At 58.4% G+C, this 19,193-nt stretch carries 16 protein-coding genes; 14 read left to right on the forward strand and 2 right to left on the reverse strand.

Annotated elements, in window-relative coordinates:
- Positions 1 to 28: 28 nt before the first annotated feature.
- From MLC59_RS13260 to MLC59_RS13300, 9 genes are all read left to right on the forward strand, one after another.
- On the forward strand, positions 29 to 2,644 hold the full coding sequence (locus MLC59_RS13260; RefSeq protein WP_248234854.1) for a TRAP transporter permease: 2,616 nt from the start codon (positions 29 to 31) through the stop codon (positions 2,642 to 2,644).
- Between the two features lie 109 nt (positions 2,645 to 2,753).
- On the forward strand, positions 2,754 to 4,679 hold the full coding sequence (gene thrS, locus MLC59_RS13265) for a threonine--tRNA ligase (protein ID WP_248234856.1): 1,926 nt from the start codon (positions 2,754 to 2,756) through the stop codon (positions 4,677 to 4,679).
- Positions 4,676 to 5,221 (forward strand): translation initiation factor IF-3, encoded by a 546-nt coding sequence (infC, locus tag MLC59_RS13270; protein WP_248234884.1) that lies wholly within the window; start codon positions 4,676 to 4,678, stop codon positions 5,219 to 5,221. Before thrS ends, infC begins: the two co-directional genes overlap by 4 nt.
- A gap of 92 nt (positions 5,222 to 5,313) precedes the next feature.
- A complete protein-coding gene (gene rpmI / locus MLC59_RS13275) occupies positions 5,314 to 5,505 on the forward strand; it encodes a 50S ribosomal protein L35 (RefSeq protein WP_091849460.1) in 192 nt (63 codons plus the stop codon).
- A gap of 28 nt (positions 5,506 to 5,533) precedes the next feature.
- Positions 5,534 to 5,887 carry a 50S ribosomal protein L20 gene (rplT, locus tag MLC59_RS13280; protein WP_248234859.1) on the forward strand — a complete coding sequence of 118 codons (354 nt, stop codon included), beginning with the start codon at positions 5,534 to 5,536 and terminating at the stop codon, positions 5,885 to 5,887.
- Positions 5,888 to 6,018: 131 nt separating this feature from the next.
- On the forward strand, positions 6,019 to 7,017 hold the full coding sequence (gene pheS, locus MLC59_RS13285; protein ID WP_248234862.1) for a phenylalanine--tRNA ligase subunit alpha: 999 nt from the start codon (positions 6,019 to 6,021) through the stop codon (positions 7,015 to 7,017).
- Positions 7,018 to 7,048: 31 nt separating this feature from the next.
- On the forward strand, positions 7,049 to 9,421 hold the full coding sequence (gene pheT / locus MLC59_RS13290; protein WP_248234864.1) for a phenylalanine--tRNA ligase subunit beta: 2,373 nt from the start codon (positions 7,049 to 7,051) through the stop codon (positions 9,419 to 9,421).
- Between the two features lie 2 nt (positions 9,422 to 9,423).
- The gene (gene ihfA / locus MLC59_RS13295) at positions 9,424 to 9,726 is read left to right on the forward strand and encodes an integration host factor subunit alpha (RefSeq protein ID WP_091849468.1); all 303 of its coding nucleotides are present in this window, start codon (positions 9,424 to 9,426) and stop codon (positions 9,724 to 9,726) included.
- Positions 9,707 to 10,072 (forward strand): MerR family transcriptional regulator, encoded by a 366-nt coding sequence (locus MLC59_RS13300; protein WP_248234865.1) that lies wholly within the window; start codon positions 9,707 to 9,709, stop codon positions 10,070 to 10,072. The genes ihfA and MLC59_RS13300 overlap by 20 nt, the downstream gene beginning before the upstream one ends.
- 79 nt (positions 10,073 to 10,151) lie before the next feature.
- Here the strand turns inward: MLC59_RS13300 and MLC59_RS13305 are convergent, their stop codons facing one another.
- Entirely contained in the window at positions 10,152 to 11,171 is a 1,020-nt protein-coding gene (locus MLC59_RS13305) for a CNNM domain-containing protein (RefSeq protein ID WP_248234867.1), read from the reverse strand.
- A gap of 140 nt (positions 11,172 to 11,311) precedes the next feature.
- Here MLC59_RS13305 and djlA point away from each other — a divergent pair, with 140 nt between their 5' ends.
- From djlA to MLC59_RS13325, 4 genes are all read left to right on the forward strand, one after another.
- On the forward strand, positions 11,312 to 12,091 hold the full coding sequence (djlA, locus tag MLC59_RS13310) for a co-chaperone DjlA (protein ID WP_248234869.1): 780 nt from the start codon (positions 11,312 to 11,314) through the stop codon (positions 12,089 to 12,091).
- 146 nt (positions 12,092 to 12,237) lie between these two features.
- Positions 12,238 to 13,434 (forward strand): TAXI family TRAP transporter solute-binding subunit, encoded by a 1,197-nt coding sequence (locus tag MLC59_RS13315; protein WP_248234870.1) that lies wholly within the window; start codon positions 12,238 to 12,240, stop codon positions 13,432 to 13,434.
- 189 nt (positions 13,435 to 13,623) lie between these two features.
- Positions 13,624 to 14,817: a TAXI family TRAP transporter solute-binding subunit gene (locus MLC59_RS13320; RefSeq protein ID WP_248234873.1), complete on the forward strand. Its 1,194-nt coding sequence runs from the start codon at positions 13,624 to 13,626 to the stop codon at positions 14,815 to 14,817.
- Positions 14,818 to 14,908: 91 nt separating this feature from the next.
- Positions 14,909 to 16,846 (forward strand): TRAP transporter permease, encoded by a 1,938-nt coding sequence (locus MLC59_RS13325; RefSeq protein ID WP_248234875.1) that lies wholly within the window; start codon positions 14,909 to 14,911, stop codon positions 16,844 to 16,846.
- Positions 16,847 to 16,961: 115 nt separating this feature from the next.
- On the opposite strand, the gene MLC59_RS13330 is transcribed toward MLC59_RS13325, so the two are convergent.
- Positions 16,962 to 17,681, reverse strand: a complete 720-nt coding sequence (locus MLC59_RS13330) for a TetR/AcrR family transcriptional regulator (protein WP_248234878.1) — start codon at positions 17,679 to 17,681, stop codon at positions 16,962 to 16,964.
- A gap of 205 nt (positions 17,682 to 17,886) precedes the next feature.
- Here MLC59_RS13330 and MLC59_RS13335 point away from each other — a divergent pair, with 205 nt between their 5' ends.
- Positions 17,887 to 19,071, forward strand: a complete 1,185-nt coding sequence (locus MLC59_RS13335) for a TAXI family TRAP transporter solute-binding subunit (protein WP_248234879.1) — start codon at positions 17,887 to 17,889, stop codon at positions 19,069 to 19,071.
- Positions 19,072 to 19,193 lie beyond the last annotated feature (122 nt).

A 19,193-nucleotide genomic window follows, 5' to 3' on the forward strand; every position in this document is an offset into this window, starting at 1 on the left:
CCCGTGAAATTCCGATGGAACCGGCCCCATGAGCAACCGCGACCCTTCCGCGCCCCAAAACGTTGACGTCTCGAAGATCCACGAAGTATTGCAGACGGAAACCGGGGGCAGGGCGCTGACGGGGCCGGCATCTGTTCTGTTGTTTATTGTCCCGCTGGTCTGGTCCCTGTTCCAGCTGTGGATCGCCTCGCCACTGCCGTTTGTCTTCAATATCGGCATTTTCAATTCCACCGAGGCCCGCTCCATCCACCTGGCGTTTGCGACCTTCCTGGCGTTTACCGCCTTCCCGATGATGCGGGGGCGGCACAATGCCCATATTCCCTGGTTTGACTGGATACTGGCGTTTGCAGCCTCTTTCTCGGCCGCCTACCTGTTCCTGTTCTATGACCAGCTTTCCGAGCGGCCAGGAGCCCCGATCACCCAGGACCTGGTGGTCGCCCTTGGTGGCCTGGTATTGCTGCTGGAGGCCACCCGAAGGGCGCTGGGCCTGCCGCTGACGGTGGTGGCGGCTGTTTTCATTACCTATTCCCTGGCCGGCCCGTGGATGCCGGATGTAATCGCCCATAAAGGGGCAAGCCTCTCCAAGCTGGCATCCCACCAGTGGCTGGGCACTGAGGGGGTTTTCGGCGTCGCCCTCGGCGTATCCACTACCTTCGTATTCCTGTTCGTGCTCTTTGGCGCCCTGCTGGAGAAGGCTGGGGCGGGGAATTACTTTATCAAGGTGGCCTATGCCCTGCTGGGACACATGCGAGGCGGGCCAGCGAAGGCCGCCGTGGTCTCCAGCGGTCTGTCCGGGGTGATCTCAGGTTCATCCATTGCCAATGTTGTCACCACCGGTACCTTCACCATCCCGTTGATGAAACGGGTGGGTTTTCCCGCCACCAAGTCCGGTGCCGTCGAGGTTGCGGCCTCCACCAATGGTCAGTTGACCCCTCCGATCATGGGGGCTGCGGCCTTCCTGATGGTGGAGTACGTGGGCATCTCCTACCTGGAGGTGATCAAGCACGCCATTCTGCCAGCGCTGATTTCCTATGTGGCGCTGATCTACATTGTGCACCTTGAAGCCTGCAAGCTGGGCATGAAGGGTATTGAACGCCTGAACAAGCCAACCCTTGCCCAGCGCATGCTGACCTGGGTTGTGCTGTTGCTCGGCCTGATCATTCTGACCCTTGTGGTGTATTACGGTATTGGCTGGACCAAGACCCTACTGGGGGACGCAGCGGTGTGGGTGCTTGGTCCCCTGCTGCTGATTATCTACATGGCGATGGTCGCCTATGCGGCAAAGTTTCCACCCCTTGAGGTGGATGACGGCACGACCGATATGACAAAGCTGCCGGAAGTCGGCCCGACTGTGAAGACCGGGCTTTACTACCTGCTGCCGGTGGTCGTGCTGGTCTGGTGTCTGACGGTGGAGCGTTTCTCGCCCCAGCTTTCGGCATTCTGGGCAACCTTGTTCATGGTGTTCATCGTGCTGACCCAGCGCCCCCTGCTGGCGTTTTTCCGCAAGCACGGTGCGATCGGTCAGTCCATCTACCAGGGTTGGTCCGAACTCTTGCACGCCTTTGCCACTGGCGGCCGCAACATGGTCGGCATCGGTGTGGCGACAGCCACGGCCGGCATCGTGGTGGGCACGGTGACGCTCACCGGCATCGGGCTGGTAATGACAGAATTCGTGGAATTCATCTCCGGCGGTAACCTCATGCTGATGCTGGTCTTCACAGCACTGATCAGCCTGTTACTGGGTATGGGGCTGCCGACCACGGCGAATTACATCGTGGTCTCGACCCTGATGGCACCGGTGATTGTCACCCTGGGCGCGGAGAACGGCCTGCTGGTGCCGCTGATTGCGGTGCACCTGTTCGTTTTCTACTTCGGTATCCTCGCGGATGACACGCCGCCTGTGGGCCTGGCGGCCTACGCCGCAGCCGCGATATCCGGGGCCGACCCCATACGGACCGGTGTGCAGGGTTTTGCCTATGACATCCGCACCGCCGTTCTGCCGTTCATGTTCATTTTCAACACCCAGTTGTTGCTGATCGGTCTGACGGGGCCGCTGGACCTGGTCATCACCATCGTCAGTGCAGTCGTCGCAATCCTGGCATTCTCTGCTGCTACCCAGGGTTACTGGCTGACGAAAAGCTACAAGTGGGAGTCAGCGCTGTTGATCCTCATTGCGTTCACCCTGTTCCGTCCCGGCTTCTGGTGGGATCGTGTCTACCCGGAATACGCCGAGCAGCCGGGGGCTGAAATCGTTGAGCAGATTGAGGTGCTGGCGGCGGACCCCGAGGTGGACCATGTGATGCTGGAGGCCACGCTGATGGACTTCTCTGGTGATGAGCGTTCGACCTGGATGAAACTTCCGCTGGCAGAGGGTGAAACACCCGAAGAGCGCCTGGTGAACATGGGTATTGAGGGCGCTGCGGACGGTGACCGTTATGCCGTCGACTTCGTCGGCTTTGACAGCCCGGCGGAAAAAGCCGGGCTGGCGTTCGGATCAAGCATTAACGTGGTGCGGGTCCCCCAGGAACGGCCACCACGGGAACTGGTGTACATTCCCGCACTGGCGTTACTGGGTTTGGTGGGCTGGCTGCAGCTGCGTCGGCGGGGTAGGGAAAACCCGTCAGAGACAGCGCCAGCTACCTGACAGGCCGGCAAAGATCCTGTTAAACTCCGCAGCGACTGAGCCGCACTGGTAGCGCGGCTCCCGCTAACACGTGGTCTTTGGTACGGATCACCGCTGAGAGGAGTTTTCCATGCCCGTAGTTACCCTGCCTGACGGCAGCCATCGCAGTTTTCCCAATCCTGTTACCGTTCACGACGTCGCCGCTGATATCGGTGCGGGTCTCGCCAAGGCCGCACTCGCTGGCCGTGTTAACGGCAAGCTGGTGGATACCAGCTACCAGATTGACCAGGATACAGACCTGGCTATCGTCACCGAGCGCGACGAAGATGGCGTCGATATTATCCGCCATTCCACCGCGCACCTGCTGGCCATGGCCGTCAAGGAGCTGTTCCCGGAGGCCCAGGTGACCATCGGGCCTGTGATCGACAATGGTTTCTACTACGACTTCAAGTTCGACCGCCCTTTCACCAATGAAGACCTGGAGCGGATCGAAAAGCGCATGGAAGAACTGGCGAAACAGGATATCCCGGTTTCCCGCTCCGTCCTGTCCCGGGAAGAGGCTGTCAGGCTGTTCCATGAGATGGGGGAAGAATACAAGGTTCGCATTATCGAGGACATCCCCGGTGATGAGGACCTGTCTTTCTACCGACAAGGTGATTTTATCGACCTGTGCCGCGGCCCCCACGTGCCGAGCACCAGCAAGCTCAAGGCCTTCAAACTGACCAAGGTGGCCGGCGCCTACTGGCGGGGTGACACCGGCAATGAGCAGTTGCAGCGGGTCTATGGTACCGCCTGGGGCAACAAGAAAGAGCTCAAGGCCTACCTGCAGCGCCTCGAAGAGGCCGAGAAGCGGGATCACCGCAAGATTGGCAAGAAGCTGGGCCTGTTCCACATGCAGGAAGAAGCGCCGGGTATGGTGTTCTGGCATCCGGACGGCTGGGCCCTTTACCAGGAAGTCGAGCAGTATATGCGCGCCATGCAGCGTCGCCACGGCTACCAGGAAATCAAGACTCCCCAGGTGGTGGCCCGTACCCTGTGGGAAAAGTCCGGGCACTGGGACAAGTTCAAGGATGACATGTTCACCACCGAGTCGGAAAAGCACGACTTCGCCATCAAGCCCATGAATTGCCCCTGTCATATCCAGGTCTTCAATCAGGGCCTGAAGAGTTACAAGGACCTGCCCCTGCGGCTGGCGGAGTTCGGCTCCTGCCACCGCAACGAGGCGTCAGGTGCCTTGCATGGCATTATGCGGGTGAGAGGATTTACCCAGGATGACGCCCATATCTTCTGTGAAGAAGATGCCATCCAGGACGAAGTGTCTGCCTTTATCGCCATGTTGCACGAGGTGTATGCGGACTTCGGCTTTGACCAGATTCTGTACAAGCTCTCGACCCGCCCTGAAAAGCGTGTCGGCTCCGATGAGGTCTGGGACAAGGCGGAAGCCGCACTCGAGAAGGCCCTTAACCGCGAAGGGGTGGACTGGGAGTTGCTGCCGGGTGAAGGCGCCTTCTATGGGCCAAAAATTGAATTCTCCCTGAAGGACTGCATCGGCCGGGTATGGCAGTGTGGTACCATTCAGGTCGATTTTTCCATGCCGGGCCGCCTTGGCGCCCAGTATGTGGCCGACAATTCCGAGCGCAAGACCCCGGTTATGCTCCATCGGGCAGTGCTTGGCTCGTTTGAGCGCTTCATCGGTATCCTGATTGAGGAGTACGAAGGCGCTTTCCCGACCTGGCTGGCCCCGACACAGGTGGCCATCCTCAATATTACTGATCGCCAGGCGGAATATTGCGAAAATCTGGCGAAAAAGTGGCAGGAAGCGGGTTATCGGGTAAATGCTGACTTGAGAAACGAGAAGATCGGCTTTAAAATCCGCGAGCATACTTTAAACAAGGTTCCGTATCTTGTCGTGATCGGCGATAAGGAAGTCGAGAACGGCGCCGTTGCGGTGAGAACCCGCAAGGGAGAAGATCTCGGAACCATGACGCCGGAAGCGTTCGAGGCTCTGCTGGCAGCAGAGGTCGCGCGCAAAGGCAGAACCAAGACGGAGAACTGATTATCAAACAGCGAGCGAATCGGGGTGGTCGCGCACCACGCGCACCTATTAACGAGAACATTGACGCTACAGAAGTACGCCTTATTGATGCCGAGGGCAACCAGGTTGGCATTGTGTCGATCGAAGATGCCTTGAAGCAGGCAGAAGAGGCGACTCTGGACCTTGTTCAGGTTACGGATTCCGATCCGATCGTCTGTAAGATAATGGACTACGGCAAGAAGGTTTTCGAAGAGAAGAAAGCCAAGGCCGCTGCCAAGAAAAAGCAGAAGCAGGTCCAGATCAAAGAAGTGAAATTCAGACCAGGGACGGAAGAAGGGGATTATCAGGTAAAACTACGCAACCTGGTACGTTTCCTTGAAAACGGGGATCGCGGCAAAATCACTATCCGCTTCCGCGGTCGTGAGATGGCACACCAGGAAATCGGTATGCAGCTCATGAACCGGGTGGAGAAGGATATTGAGGAGCTGGCCCAGGTAGAGCAACGGCCCAAGATGGAAGGCCGCCAGATGACCATGGTTGTATCGCCCCGTAAAAAGAAGTGATCCCGAGCACAGTCAGGTCCCCCGCGCTGGCGGGGGATTTGTCGTTCAGGAACACATTTATTTATTGAAAAACAGAATGCGGAGTTTCAGAAATGTCCAAGATGAAAACCAAGAGCGGGGCGGCCAAGCGCTTCAAGAAGACCGCTACCGGTTTCAAGCATAAGCAGTCCTTCACCAGTCATATCCTGACCAAGAAGAGTCCGAAGCGTAAGCGTCAGCTGCGTGGCACCAAGATGATTGCCAAGTCGGATGTTGCTTCCATCAAGCGTATGATCGCCAGTTAATCAACAGGTCTGGAGAAGGAAATAGTTTATGGCACGTGTTAAGCGTGGCGTGGTTGCACGCCGTCGTCACAAGAAGATTCTTAAGCAGGCCAAGGGTTACTACGGTGCCCGTAGCCGTGTTTTCCGGGTAGCCAAGCAGGCGGTCATCAAGGCGCATCAGTATGCCTACCGTGACCGTCGTAACCGCAAGCGTGCATTCCGCGCCCTGTGGATCTCCCGGATCAACGCCGGTGCCCGCGCCAACGGCCTGTCATACAGCCGTCTGATCGCTGGCCTGAAGAAGGCAGAAGTCGAAATCGATCGCAAGGTTCTGGCCGACCTGGCCATGAACGAGCAGCAGGCGTTTACTGCTGTTGTGGAGAAGGCCAAAGCGGCGCTCTGATTACTTCGCTCTCTGAGCGAGTATCGATCGACGGGTAACTGCCGTTGCAGTTATCCCTGACAGGGGAAGGGCGCGCTCTTCCCCTGTTTTTGTTTTTATAGCCCCAATATTCTGGTTTGGAGCAGGCACTGATGGAAAACCTGGAGCAACTTGTTCAGGACGGGCTTACTGCGGTCAAGAACGCGGACAGTTTGCAGGCATTGGATCAAATCCGGGTGGAATACCTGGGCAAGAAAGGGGTCATTACGCAACAGGCGAAAACCCTGGGCAAACTGAGTCCGGAAGAGCGTCCCGCTGCCGGCCAGAAAATCAATGAGGCCAAGGGCCAGGTTGAGGAAGCCATCAATGCCCGCCGCGCCAGCCTCGAGGAAGCGGCCATCGCCGACCGGCTGGCCAGGGAGTCCATTGACGTCACCCTTCCGGGCCGGGGCCAGGATCTGGGGGGGCTGCATCCAGTCACCCGCACCCTGCAGCGTATCGAGCAGTTCTTTGGCAACGCCGGTTACTCGGTAGAGCAGGGGCCGGAGATCGAGGACGATTATCACAACTTCGAAGCCCTCAATATCCCGGGCCACCATCCTGCCCGGGCCATGCACGATACCTTCTATTTCAATCCGGGCACACTGCTGCGCACCCACACCTCGCCGGTCCAGATCCGTACCATGGAAGCGGGCAAGCCCCCCTTTCGCATGATCTGTCCGGGCCGTGTTTACCGTTGCGACTCCGACATGACCCACACGCCGATGTTCCACCAGGTGGAAGGGCTGCTGGTCGAGCGGAATGTGAGCTTTGCTGACCTCAAGAGCACCATTGAGGAATTCCTGCGGGTGTTTTTCGAGCGGGATCTCCAGGTCCGGTTCCGGCCGTCCTACTTTCCGTTCACTGAACCGTCCGCGGAAGTGGATATCGAGTGGGGCCGTGAAGAGGACGGCAGCATCAAGTGGCTTGAGATAATGGGCTGCGGCATGGTGCACCCGAAAGTGTTCGAGTACTGCGGCATCGATGCCGAGGAATACCGTGGCTTTGCCTTCGGGCTCGGGGTCGAGCGCCTGGCCATGCTCCGTTACGGGGTCAACGACCTGCGGATGTTCTTCGACAACGACCTGCGCTTCCTGCGCCAGTTCCGTTAATTCCAGATCGCATCAGGACAAGGCATTTACCATGAAATTCAGTGAAAAGTGGCTGCGCGAGTGGGTCAACCCGGCTATTGGCTCCCAGGAACTGATGGACCAGATCACCATGGCGGGTCTGGAAGTGGACGGTTTCGAACCCGTAGCAGGGGAATTTACCGGGGTGATCGTTGGCGAAGTGCGCTCGGTGGCACCGCACCCGGATGCCGACAAACTGCGTGTTTGCCAGGTTGCCGGGGGTGACGAAGTTGTACAGGTTGTCTGTGGGGCTCCCAATGTTCGCGAGGGTCTCAAGGTACCCTTCGCAGTAGTGGGCGCGGTATTGCCCGGAAACTTCAGGATCAAGGCCGCGAAGCTGCGCGGCCAGCCCTCTAACGGCATGCTTTGCTCCGAGTCTGAACTGGGCCTGTCAGAGGACCATGCAGGACTGATGGAGTTGCCTGCCGATGCGCCGACAGGACAGGACCTGGGCGACTATCTGGGCCTGAACGACATCACCATTGATGTGGACCTGACCCCGAATCGGGCGGACTGCCTGTCCCTGCGCGGCCTGGCCCGGGAAGTCGGTGTGCTGACTGGTGAGTCGGTCAGCGAGCCGGACCTGGCCCCCGTGCCGGCCAGCCATCAGGAAAAACCACAGATTGATGTTGAAGCCAAGGCAGCCTGTCCCCGTTACCTGGGGCGAATAATCCGCAACGTGGACCTGTCGGTAGCCACCCCTCTGTGGATGGTGGAGAAGCTGCGCCGCAGCGGTATTCGGTCCATCGACCCGGCCGTGGACATTACCAACTACGTGATGCTCGAGTTGGGCCAGCCGTTGCACGCCTTTGACCGTGCGGAAATCGACGGCGGCATCGTGGTGCGCATGGCCCGTCAGGACGAGGAACTGGTGCTGCTGGATGGACAGACCGTCAAACTCAGTGCCGATACCCTGGTTATCGCCGACCACCAGAAGCCCCTCGCCATTGCCGGTGTTATGGGCGGCGAACATTCCGGTGTCACTGAAAAGACCCGCGACCTGATGTTGGAGTCCGCCTGGTTCGAGCCGGTAGCGCTGGCGGGCAAGGCCCGGGAATATGGCCTGCACACGGATGCCTCCCACCGCTTCGAGCGGGGCGTGGACTATGAGCTGGCCCGCACTGCCATGGAGCGGGCCACTGCCCTGCTGCTGGAAATTACCGGCGGTGAGGCTGGCGAGATTGTTGAGGTGGCCAGCGATGAGCACCTGCCGGACGCCCCCGCGGTAACCCTGCGGGCTGGGCGCCTGGCGGGCGTCCTGGGCATGACCATCGAGGCATCCCGGGTTGCAGGCATCCTCACCCGTTTGGGCCTGTCGATCACTGACCAGGGCACTGAAAGCTGGACGGTACGGGTACCCAGCTATCGTCCCGATATCAGTATCGAGGAAGACCTGATCGAAGAGGTGGGTCGCATCTACGGGTACAATAACCTGCCGGTAACCGAGCCCTTCGGCTCCCTGGCCATGCGGCCCAGGGAAGAGGCCGTGCGCCCGCTTTCAGCTGTGCGGGACTTCTTCGTGGCCAATGGCTACCAGGAAGCGATTACCTACAGTTTTGTAGATCCGAAAGTGCAGGCTGTGCTGGACCCCGACCGTGAAGGCATCCCCCTGGCAAACCCGATTTCATCGGACCTCGCGGTGATGCGGACAACCCTTTGGAGTGGCCTGGTCAAGGCCCTCGAGTATAACCAGAAGCGCCAGCAGCCGCGCATCCGGCTGTTCGAATCGGGCCTCAGGTTTGTAAAAGACGGCGAGAAGATTGGCCAGCAGCCTATGCTGGCCGGCATCGTGACCGGCAACCAGTTGCCCGAGAACTGGGCCAACGGTCGCCGCCAGGCTGACTTCTTTGACGTCAAGGGCGAGCTGGAAGCCCTGTTCAGCCTGCTCGGTGTCGAGGTTCGCTTCGCGGCCGGAGCACACCCGGCCCTGCACCCGGGGCAGTGCGCACAGCTATTCCTTGAGGATCAGCCAGTTGGCTGGATGGGGTCGATGCATCCGCAGGTTCAGAAAAAACTGGATCTGGATGGCACGATCCTGATGTTTGAGCTATTCTTGAATCCGATCGTTTCCGGATATGTGCCTAATTTCAAAGAATTTTCAAAATACCCTGAAGTTCGTCGGGATTTGGCTATTATTATCGGAAATGAGATTGCGTTTGCAGACGTTGACCGGGTTGTCCGTGACAATGCCGGAGAGCGACTGACCGCGTTGCGTGCGTTTGATGTCTATGAAGGTGAAAAACTGGGTGAAGGCAAGCGTAGTCTGGCCCTTAGCCTCTTTTGGCAGCATCCCGGGCGCACACTCAATGATGACGAAGTGCACGAGCTCTTCGACGGGGTTATCCAGGCCCTGCAGAACGAGCTGGGAGCGACACTGAGGAGTTGATAATGGCGGCTTTGACGAAAGCGGAAATGGCAGAAAGGCTGTATGAGGAACTGGGCCTGAACAAACGCGAAGCCAAGGAGATGGTAGAGGCTTTTTTCGACGAAATCAGAGACGCACTCAGTCATAACGAACAGGTGAAGTTGTCAGGCTTTGGCAACTTTGACCTGCGGGACAAGAAACAACGTCCGGGACGGAATCCGAAGACCGGTGAGGAAATCCCCATCAGCGCGCGCCGCGTGGTGACCTTCCGGCCAGGCCAGAAACTCAAGCAGAAAGTAGAGACCTATGCTGGAAGCCAGTCATAACAACGAGCTGCCGGCCATTCCCGGCAAACGCTACTTCACCATTGGTGAAGTTGCTGACCTGTGTCAGGTAAAGGCCCACGTGCTGCGCTACTGGGAGCAGGAATTTCCCCAGCTGTCGCCGGTCAAGCGTCGGGGTAACCGGCGCTATTACCAGCGCGCTGACGTGATCACCATTCGCCAGATTCGCAGCCTGCTGTACGACCAGGGCTACACCATCGGTGGCGCCAAGCAGAAGCTGAACGGTGAGGAAATCAAGGAAGACACCAGCCAGTACAAGCAGCTGATCCGGCAGATGATCACCGAGCTGGAAGACGTGCTGGATGTGCTGAATTCCCCGGTCCGCTAAGAACGGACTGAACCGTGATCACCAGAAACCGGCCCGGAACTCCCTGGCCGGTTTTTTTATGTCCGTCGGCTGCCGGAGCTCATTGCCCGCGCTGGCGAAGCTTGCGACTCCAGCGCTGCTTGGCATAGCGACGAAGATTGGAGACATTGTCTGTCTCATCCATGATCTCAGTGCCCAGCAGGGTTTCCAGGATGTCTTCCAGCGTCACAATGCCAAGCCACGTGCCCAGCTCGTCATAAACGATGGCCATATGCTGACGCTCCCGCAGCATTTCCGAGAACAGGAACTCGATGTTGGTATTGGCCTTCACCCGCTTGATCTGCCGCATGCTGTCCATTAACGCGGCGTCGGACTCCAGGTTGATCACATCGGCCTTGTGAATGTAGCCGAGCGCCTCGCCTTCCTCATCCAGCACCGGGAAGCGGGAAAAGGGCGTGGTTTTTACCTTTTGCAGGAACTCATCAAGGGTGGTCCCCGGTGACAGTACCTTGCACACAGTGCGTGGTGTCATCACCGCACTGACCTTGATCTCATGGAAGCGCAGCACGTTCTGGATGATCCGGCGTTCATCCTCGTCCAGGGCTTGCTGGTCGCGGCCTATTTCGGCCAGTGCACTGATTTCTCCCCGAATGTCCGTGCCGTCCTCGCCGGACGTTAGCCGGCGGGTGATCTGTTTCGACAGCCATACAAACGGTAGCAGCGACTTCATCAGGAAGCCGAGGATGGCCGGAAGAGCCGGGGCGATGCTGCGCCAGTAGCGGGCGCCGATGGTCTTGGGAATAATCTCTGACAGGATCAGGATTGCCAGGGTCATGGCAGCGGAGGCAGCGCCGAGCCAGGCCTCACCAAACACTACCGCAACCTGGGCGCCGACCCCGGTCGCGCCGGCAGTATGGGCAATGGTGTTCAGGGTCAGGATCGCCGACAGGGGGTCATCGATTTCATCCTTGAGCTTGCGTAACCGCTTGAAAAGCTCAGGGCTGTCATTGCGAATGGACGCAATATAACTTGGAGTGACCGACAGCAATGACGCTTCAAGGATGGAGCAGAGAAAAGAAAAGCCGATGGAAATAACGGCAAACAGTATGAGAAGTGTCATGGGTTCCTGGTTCGGATGAATACAGCGGGATGGTATCGCGGTGTACCGGGCATGTGAAGCATCCCGTAGCCAGACTGTCAGGAGAAATGGGCGCAAAACCGGTATAGTGCAGAAAAGTCTGATCACCGGGAAGGATATCCATGCTGTTTGCCATATTACTGGGTGCTGCTATTGGTTACGCGTTTGGCCGTTTGCCGGGGCTGATCATCGGTGGGGCCGTGGGGGCGTTTTTATTCAGGCGCCTGAGAAAAAAAGTCGTCGGTCGTCTGAAAGACATGCAGAGCGGCTTCGTGGAGTCGGTATTCGCCGTTATGGGTGCGGTCAGCAAGGCTGATGGTGTGGTAACCCGGGATGAGATCCGCATGGCGGAAGCCATGTTTGACCGCTTTCACCTGAATGCCAGCCAGCGGGAGAGCGCCAAGGCCGCCTTTAACCGCGGCAAGTCCGATGACTTTGACCTGGATGCCGAGCTGCAAAGGTTCCGGCAGGTCTGTGCCGGCCAGTCCGCCCTGCTGCAGATGTTCCTGCAGGTCCAGGTGTCTGCCGTGGCCGCCGATGGAGAGGTCCATCCTGCCGAGCACGAGATGCTGGTACGCATTGCCCGGGGGCTGGGCCTGCCGGAAAGCATGGTGGAGCAACTGGAGGCCACGCTGCGAGGCGCCCAGGCAGGGGCATCCGGCGCCGGCAACTACTCCACTGGCCAGCAAATAGACGACGCCTATAAAACCCTGGGGGTGAGCCCTTCGGTCAGTGACGCCGAGCTCAAGCGTGCCTACCGTAAGCTGATGAGTGAAAATCACCCGGATAAACTGGCGGGCCGTGGTTTGCCGGACAGTATGCGGGAAATGGCGGAGGAGCGTACCCGTGAGATCAGCCACGCCTACGATGTCGTCAAGGAAGCCCGCAAGAAAACGGCCTGAACATGATGATTCAACCGGTTCACATTTAAACCGGTTGAAAAAGTGTATTACCTGTTGACCGTCCGACAGTGATCTCCTAGCTTGAAAAGGGTGGGGCACCAGCCGTGCCTTTCCTCGATACAAAAACAATTATTAGCGGAGATTACATGAAAAAATCATTCACAGTGCCCCGTTCGCTACTTTCCCTTGGCTGTGCCCTGGCTATCGGCGTTTCAACAGGCGTGGCCCAGGCCGACGATTATGACTTGCCGCGGTTACTGGTAATCGGCACACCGGGTACCTCCAGCGGCAGCTTTGCCTCGACCAATGGCTGGGCCCCGGTCCTCAAGGACCAGGTGGGAACCAACTCCCGTATCGTGCCGGAAGACAGCGAAACCCAGCGTTACAAGCGACTGACGGAACGGCGCGACATCAACATGAGTTCCGTATCGTCAGCGGAAATGCGCTTCCAGATCGAAGGTATCGGTGCCTACGCCGGCATGAAGCCGGTACCGCAACGAATGGTCTGGCATCACAACGATACGCCCTGGGGGTTCGTGGTGTCCGGCGATTCCGATATTGAAACCATGGACGACCTGAAAAAAGGTGGCGTGCGGGTCGCCCAGGGTGCCTTCTCTCCCCCCATGACGACAGCGGTCCAGCAAGCCTTGCCGGCTTACCTCGGCATGACCGAAGAAGAAGCCAGTGAAAAGCTTGAGTTTGTGCCGGCCAGCAGCTACGTGGAGAACTGTCGCTCCGTGGTAGAAGGTAAGGCCGATGTGGCCTATTGCGCTACCATCAGTTCCGTTCTCTCGGAAATGGAAGGCGCGCCCGGTGGCATCCGCTGGCTGAACATGGACATTGATGACAAGGAGGCCTGGGCGGGATACCTCAAGCACCGGCCCATGGTGGTGCCAACCACGATGACCCTGGGTGTGAGCACCGCAAGGGGAGTTGATGGCCTGGCGTCCAACTTCGTCTATGCCGTGCCGGCCGATGTGGATGACGCCTTTGCCTACAGCCTGGCAAAGTGGTTTCACCAGAGCTTTGACGATTACAAGGGCTCCCATGGACTGGCCACGCGCATGGATGTAGAGATCTTCCGGGAGTACCTCGACCGCGCACCAATCCCGGTTCATGAGGGCACGGTTCGTTACCTGAAAGAAATCGATATGTGGACAGAAGAGGACGATGCCTGGAATAACGAGGCGATCGACAAAATGGATGCCTGGATTGAAGCCCGTAAGGCAGCGCTTGCAGAGGCCAGGGATGAAGGCGTTGAAATCAGCCACAACAATGACGAATTCATGACCATCTATCGTAAACACACCGATGGCCTGGAAGGCTTCCGTTCAAGGCTCTGATTCCAGCCCTCCCCTTAAAAGCCGCTGGTGCCGAACAGGTGCCAGCGGCTTTTTCGTTTAAGAGCACCTGCTCGCAGGATTTATTCGTCCGGTCCTTAGTGATACTCTAGCCTGACACTTGTCAGGATTTCCCTTACCCGTTGTTATCCCTGGATAATAACGTTCAATAACTATCAATGAGGTTGGTTAATGACGAATTTCTCCCGCCCCCGCTCCTTGCTGTCACTGGCTGCTGCCGTCTCCCTGGGTATTTCTGCCACAGTGGCCCAGGCTGAGGACTACGACCTGCCGCGCCTGCTGGTTATCGGTACGCCTGGCACTTCCAGTGGCAGCTTCGCTTCTACCAATGGCTGGGCACCCGTTCTGAAAGACCAGACCGGTGCCAATGCCCGTATCGTTCCGGAAGACAGTGAAGCCCAGCGTTATCGCCGCCTGACGGATCGTCGCGATATCCAGATCAGTTCCGTAGCCTCTGCAGAAATCCGGTCCCAGACCGAGGGTGTAGGCGCCTATGCCGGCATCAAGGCGGTAGCCCAGCGGGTCATCTGGCATCATAACGACACGCCCTGGGGCTTCGTGGTATCCGGGGAATCGGACCTGGAGTCCATCGAAGACCTGAAGCAGGATGGTATCCGCGTCGCCGTAGGTGCGTTTTCACCCCCCATGATCACCGCTGCCCGCAAGGCATTGCCTGCCTACCTGGGCTTGTCTGAGGAAGAAGCGGAGGAAATGATTACCTTCGTGCCGGCCAGCAGCTACGTGGAGAACTGTCGTTCCGTGGTGGAAGGCAAGGCGGACGTGGCCTATTGCGCCACCGTCAGCTCCGTGTTGGCAGAAATGGAAGGCGCCCCGGGCAGTATTCGCTGGCTGGATATGGATCAGAGCAACACGGAAGCGTGGGATGCCTACCTTGAGCATCGTCCGATGACCGTGCCGGTAACTATCAACATGGGTGTCAGCACCGCCAAGGGCGTGGACGGACTGACCTCCAACTTCCTGTATTCCGTTCCGGCAGACGCGGACGATGAGTTTGCCTACGATATGGCAAAGTGGTTCCACAAGGCCCATGACGACTACAAGGGCTCACACCCGCTGTCCACCCGCATGTCCATCGAGGTGTTCCGGGACTACCTGGATACCTCTCCGCTGCCCGTCCATGAAGGTACCGTGCGTTACCTGAAGGAAATTGGCGAATGGACCGAGGAAGACGACGCCTGGAACCAGGCAGCGATCGAGAAAATGGACGCCTGGATCGATGCCCGCAAAGCCGCCATGGCAGAGGCCCGTGACAAGCGCATCGCCCCGGATGCCAACAACGAGGAGTATATGGCGATTTTCCGGAAGCACACCGAGGGACTGGAAGGGTTCCGCACTCGCTTGTAACTCCAGCCAGTGCGCCGGACAGGTAATGGTTGCCTGCCCCGGCGCACCTCTGAGACTATCACCAGACAATTAACACAAGAAACCGACCTCTATGACGCAATCAACTTCGCCGGAACAGGCCCCTGGGGCCCTTCCGGAAGCCGAGCCCGAGGTTACCCGGCTCGGTCACCTGTTCTCCTGGCAAAGTATTGCCTTTGTCGTTCTCAGTGTGCTCGGACTGCTGGGAGGCCTGGCCTATATCTTCGGCTTTACCTGGGACGGTCAGCGCCTGCTTGAGGGGGAGTACTACTGGGTATTCATCGGGCTGTTTTCCGCAGCCGCCTTCATAGCGCTGCCGGCCCGCAAGGGTCAGAAGAAGGTACCCTTCTATGACGTGATCGCGGCCATAGTGGTCATCGCCATCAGCTTCTACTTTGCCACCAATGCCTGGGACATGGTGCAGGCCGGGTGGAGTAACCTCTACCTGGGGGTCGCTGTCTGGCTGTTGATGATGGAACTGGCTCGTCGCAGCGGCGGTATTCCGTTCCTGCTGGTGGTGGTGTTGCTGGGGCTTTACCCGCTGGTGGCCGATTATTTCCCCGGCCTGCTGATGGGTATTCCCTACCAGTTTGAATACATGATCGAGGCCCACGTCTTCCGGGCGGAAGGCATGATGGGGATTACCACCAAGATAGTGGCAGAAATTATCCTTGGCTTCCTGGTGTTTGCCGGCGTGCTGCTGGCCACCGGTGCCGGTGGTTTCTTCATCGACCTGGCCAACGCCAGCTTCGGTCGTTACCGGGGTGGTCCGGCCAAGGTGGCTGTGGTTGCCAGTGGTTTCATGGGCAGCCTCTCCGGTTCCGTGTTCTCCAACATCGCCGGCACGGGTTCCATCACCATCCCGACCATGAAGCGGGTGGGTTATCCGAACCATTACGCTGGTGCGATTGAAGCCTGTGCCTCCATGGGTGGTGCGGTTATGCCGCCGGTTATGGGTGCCATTGCCTTTGTTATGGCCATTACCATTGGTGTCGACTACGCCACCATCATGATCGCAGCCATCCTGCCGTCACTGTTGTTCTACTTCGGCCTGCTGCTGCAGGTGGATGCCTACGCGGCCCGCACCGGTATGAAGGGCCTGCCGAAAGAGCAGCTGCCCTCGGCCCGCAGTGTCCTCAAGCGCGGCTGGCCGTACCTGTCGGTCATGGTCTTCCTGATATGGGGCCTGCTGTACATGCGCTGGGAGTACTACACCCCGTGGTACGCCTGCCTGCTGATGGTCGGCCTGTCGTTCCTGCAGAAGGACACCCGGCTGACCCCGCGGCGCATGTTTGACGCCCTGCGGCAGATCGGTGTGCTGGTCACCCAGACAGCGGCTATTATCCTGCCCATCGCATTCGTGGTGAGCGCCCTGACCATCACCGGTGTTACCGGCTCGGTAACCTCCGGCCTGGTCAGCCTGGGTGGCGATAACCTGTACCTGATCCTGCTGTTCGGTGTACTGGCTTGTTTCATTATGGGCATGGCAGGCCTGGCTATCGTGGCCTATATCTTCCTGGCGGTGACCCTGGCGCCGGCGATTATCGAAGTAGGCGGCCTGAACACCATTGCCGTGCACTTCTTTATCGTCTACTACGCCATGCTGTCGGCCATTACTCCGCCGGTAGGCGCAGCCGCCTTCCTCGCAGGCACCATTGCAGGCGCACCGCCCATGCGGACGTCGGTAACGGCCATGCGCCTGGGCGTAGTGATCTACTTCATCCCGCTGTTCTTCCTGTTCCAGCCGGCTCTGGTGTTGCAGGGTGACCTGACACCGCTGTTCTACGTGCTGCCGTCCATCGTGGTGGGCATCATGATGATTTCCGGTGGCCTGGAAGGCTGGATGCTGGGTGCCGGCAGGGTGCCGCATATGTTGCGCTTGCCATTGCTGGCAGTTGGCTTTGCCTTCAGCTTTCCGGGATTCTGGACGACCATTATCAGTGGGGCGCTTGCCGTGCTGCTGATCGGGTGGGTCTGGAAGGAAAACCGGGCCAATCCCCTACTGAACTGACCAGTCGAAGACACCGGTGCGCTTGTTGGCGCGCCGGTGCCTTCCCTCTCCGCACGTCTTTACTTCCTTCCGTTTCCCCAAACTGCAGAAACAACATTGTCTTCGACCGGGCGGTTCAGTCCTGTATCGAAGGGGATTCTGACTGTTCCGGGCTGTACCTTGCCAGGTTTTCGATCATTGCCACAATTGCGGCGGCCACCGTATCAGCTACCATGTCGTTGTCCAGGTCCTGGTGCAGCCAGTCCCTCAGCGGTCCAAAATTGGCCATGAATAACACCAGGTTGGCCACGATCAGCGTTCGCGGGTCGTTTTCCGGTAGGTGGGTCAGGTCCTCGATGCTTTCCGCCAGACGGCTGATAAACTGCTCATCCCGCGCCCGCATGGCCTTGCGGTCCTCCTTGGTCAGGTGAGGTACCGTCCGGTAGGCGAGCAGGGTCCCCTTGCGGCGCTTGCTCCAGAACTCCTTGAGGTAGAACGCAACGTTTTCTTGCAGAGTGTTTTCGGGGTGTTCGGCGAGCAGGTCGGGCAGAGAGGGGGCTCCTGAGCTGAACCATAACTGGTTCAGCAACCGTCGGAGGATATCGTTCTTGTTGGAGATATAGTCGTAGATACTGGCCTGGTTAACGCCGGACCGCGCACAGATATCGCGAATGGTCGTTGACGCGAAACCTTTTTGCAGGAATAACTCCAGGGCGGCGTCACAGATCTGTTCGCGGCGTTTCTCGGCCAGGGATGGGTTCCTAACGCCGGCAACCGTCGCTTCCTGCAACTGGGTTCTTTCAGGATGGGATGAGGCACGACCAGGGTGGGTCGAAGGAAATTGTTTTTGTTTCATCGTTATTGTTTTGCCTGACAAATGTCAGCAAATTGTAGCGTTATGGTCAGTGAATTGAAAAGTTTCTGTAAATGTGTGGCGAGTGGTCCTCAGGAGACTTTGCCGTTGACGATGAATCCGGGTAGTCTGACAACTGTCAGGATCGGAAAGATTGCAAATCCTGATACAAGGAATGCCACAAAAACAACACATTCTGGAGATGACCATGAAGATTCCTTTCCTTCGCCCTGCCTTGTTGTCGCTGGCCGTAACGGTCGGTGTTGCCGGTGTCGCCCACGCTGACGTTGATGACTTGCCCCGGTTGCTGGTAATCGGTACACCCAGCACCCAGACAGGCAGCTTTGCATCCACCAATGGCTGGGCTGCCATCTATCAGGAGCAGACCGGCAAGGCCGCGCGGGTGGTCCCTGAAGACAGTGAAATGCAGCGCTACCGCCGGCTGGTGGAACGACAGGACATCGCCCTGAGTTCCGTAACGGCCGCCGAGATGCGTTACCAGCTGGAAGGTATCGACAGCTATGCTGCCGCCCCGGTATCTGCTCAACGTATGGTCTGGCACCACAATGATACCCCGTGGGGTTTTGTCGTGTCCGGCGACTCTGATATCGAGACCATGGAAGACCTGAAGGCCGGCGACGTGCGTGTGGCCCAGGGTGCCTTCTCACCTGCCATGACCACCACCGTTCGCAAGGCCATGCCGGCCTACCTCGGAGTGAGCGAGGACGAAGCGGAAGACGTGTTTAACTATGTGCCCGCCAGTAGCTACGCTGAAAACTGCCGCTCTGTTGTAGAGGGCCGGGCCGACGTGGCCTGGTGTGCGCCGATCAGCTCCGTGCTGTCCGAAATGGAAGGCGCGCCGGGTGGTATTCGCTGGCTGAACATGGACGTGGATAACAAGGAAGCCTGGGAAGGTTTCCTGCAGTATTCGCCCATGTCCATTCCGGCAACGATCCAGTTCGGCGTCAAGACCTCTGTCGGTGTTGACGGTCTGACCTCCAACTTCATCTATGCCACCCGTCCCGAGATGGACGCTGACGCGGTCTATGCCCTCGTCAAGTGGATGCATGAAAGCTATGACGACTACAAGGGTAGCCACCCGCTGGCAACCCGCATGAGCCTCGACATGACGCGTAGCTACATGAAGAGCTCACCGATTCCCCTCCATGAAGGCACTGTTCGCTACCTGAAGGAAATTGGCGAGTGGAGTGAGGAAGACGAACAGCTCCGCAAGGAAGCCATCGAGCATATGGATAGCTGGGTTGAGGCCCGCAAGGCAGTAATGGAAGAGGCCCGTGAGAAGCGTATCACGCCTTCTGCCGATAACGAGGAGTTCGTGAAACTGCACGAGAAGCACACCAGGGACCTGGAAGGGTTCAAGTCACGCCTGTAATGGCGAACGGTGTGTGAAAGGAGGCTCCTGCGGGAGCCTTCTTTCGTTTGCCCGGCGAAGCCGGCAAACCCGGCCATCTGAAAGAAGGTGGCGTCACCCCGACTGAGGGGAAGACAATCCGA

The organism is Marinobacter bryozoorum, assembly GCF_023156245.1.
Lineage (GTDB): Bacteria > Pseudomonadota > Gammaproteobacteria > Pseudomonadales > Oleiphilaceae > Marinobacter > Marinobacter bryozoorum.

What these genes read in the sequence shown, in the direction of transcription:
- djlA (WP_248234869.1), top strand. Translation starts at nt 11,312, where the DNA reads ATGCTGTTTGCCATATTACTGGGTGCTGCTATTGGTTACGCGTTTGGC.
- ihfA (WP_091849468.1), top strand. Translation starts at nt 9,424, where the DNA reads ATGGCGGCTTTGACGAAAGCGGAAATGGCAGAAAGGCTGTATGAGGAA.
- MLC59_RS13300 (WP_248234865.1), top strand. Translation starts at nt 9,707, where the DNA reads ATGCTGGAAGCCAGTCATAACAACGAGCTGCCGGCCATTCCCGGCAAA.
- MLC59_RS13325 (WP_248234875.1), top strand. Translation starts at nt 14,909, where the DNA reads ATGACGCAATCAACTTCGCCGGAACAGGCCCCTGGGGCCCTTCCGGAA.
- MLC59_RS13305 (WP_248234867.1), bottom strand. Translation starts at nt 11,171, where the DNA reads ATGACACTTCTCATACTGTTTGCCGTTATTTCCATCGGCTTTTCTTTT.
- MLC59_RS13315 (WP_248234870.1), top strand. Translation starts at nt 12,238, where the DNA reads ATGAAAAAATCATTCACAGTGCCCCGTTCGCTACTTTCCCTTGGCTGT.
- rpmI (WP_091849460.1), top strand. Translation starts at nt 5,314, where the DNA reads ATGTCCAAGATGAAAACCAAGAGCGGGGCGGCCAAGCGCTTCAAGAAG.
- MLC59_RS13260 (WP_248234854.1), top strand. Translation starts at nt 29, where the DNA reads ATGAGCAACCGCGACCCTTCCGCGCCCCAAAACGTTGACGTCTCGAAG.
- rplT (WP_248234859.1), top strand. Translation starts at nt 5,534, where the DNA reads ATGGCACGTGTTAAGCGTGGCGTGGTTGCACGCCGTCGTCACAAGAAG.
- MLC59_RS13320 (WP_248234873.1), top strand. Translation starts at nt 13,624, where the DNA reads ATGACGAATTTCTCCCGCCCCCGCTCCTTGCTGTCACTGGCTGCTGCC.
- MLC59_RS13335 (WP_248234879.1), top strand. Translation starts at nt 17,887, where the DNA reads ATGAAGATTCCTTTCCTTCGCCCTGCCTTGTTGTCGCTGGCCGTAACG.
- MLC59_RS13330 (WP_248234878.1), bottom strand. Translation starts at nt 17,681, where the DNA reads ATGAAACAAAAACAATTTCCTTCGACCCACCCTGGTCGTGCCTCATCC.
- thrS (WP_248234856.1), top strand. Translation starts at nt 2,754, where the DNA reads ATGCCCGTAGTTACCCTGCCTGACGGCAGCCATCGCAGTTTTCCCAAT.
- pheT (WP_248234864.1), top strand. Translation starts at nt 7,049, where the DNA reads ATGAAATTCAGTGAAAAGTGGCTGCGCGAGTGGGTCAACCCGGCTATT.
- pheS (WP_248234862.1), top strand. Translation starts at nt 6,019, where the DNA reads ATGGAAAACCTGGAGCAACTTGTTCAGGACGGGCTTACTGCGGTCAAG.